General features: G+C 53.7%; 2 protein-coding genes. Both read left to right on the forward strand.

Translation table 11 applies throughout. From position 1 onward, the window contains the following. The first annotated feature begins 203 nt into the window (after positions 1–203). Positions 204–500: a hypothetical protein gene (locus PsWM33_RS27005; RefSeq protein ID WP_206599036.1), complete on the forward strand. Its 297-nt coding sequence runs from the start codon at positions 204–206 to the stop codon at positions 498–500. Between the two features lie 9 nt (positions 501–509). Further along, the coding region (locus PsWM33_RS25170; protein WP_206599037.1) for a hypothetical protein at positions 510–794 on the forward strand (285 nt) is incomplete at its 3' end.

Here is a 794-nt window from a genome sequence, read left to right on the forward strand (position 1 = left end):
ACCGGCGCAAACTGAAGCGCCGGAGACGCAAGCGGAAGACGAAAAACAGGCAGTGCAAACAACGGTGAAGCCGAAACGGGCACCTAACAGAAAGGTGCGCAGAAAACCAAGGCGCAGAGGCAACGGTTTAGTGGCCGGGCTGCGAGGGTGAGTGAATGCGATGGGACGAGTTGAGAGGTTCGCGAGAGGATCGCCCTACACTCATGATTAAGAAACTCATTCGGTTTCTAGGGTGTGTTGTTCAGATCCATAAATTTGCGGCTGCAGATAGAGAGGGGTGCTTTCATACGCACCCGGCATGGGCACTTAGGGTTGTTCTCTGGGGTGGTTATGTCGAAGAAACTGGCTGTGGTCGTTGGCGTGTATGGTTTCCGGGTAGGATTGGTATTGTCAGGCCGTCCTATGAGCACCGAATAGCCGGTTTGATGAATGGCAAATCAAGTTGGTCTTTGTGGGTTCGTGGTCCAAAAGTCGCGCCGATCAAACTGCGGGGCTACTAAGGGGGAGCTATGGCAATAATTGGATTTGAAGAGCCTTTAAGCGCAGAGCCTAAGGTGATGCGGGCAGGTGACTTTGCATCATGGCGGCGGGATGATCTGGCGCAGACATTCCCGCCAGATGATCACACGCTTTCCTATGTGGGAACATTGGAAGGGGAAGCCCCGGAAAAAATTGAGTTTACAGCAACCGCCCTTGAAGGCGGTTTTTTTGTGAGCCTTGGGGCTGATGAGAACGGCGATTGGACCTCCGGGGTTTACCAGTGGGCGGCGTTTATTACGCGCAAGAGTGATGGG

Origin of the sequence: Pseudovibrio sp. WM33 (assembly GCF_001623165.1) — a bacterium.
Lineage (GTDB): Bacteria > Pseudomonadota > Alphaproteobacteria > Rhizobiales > Stappiaceae > Pseudovibrio.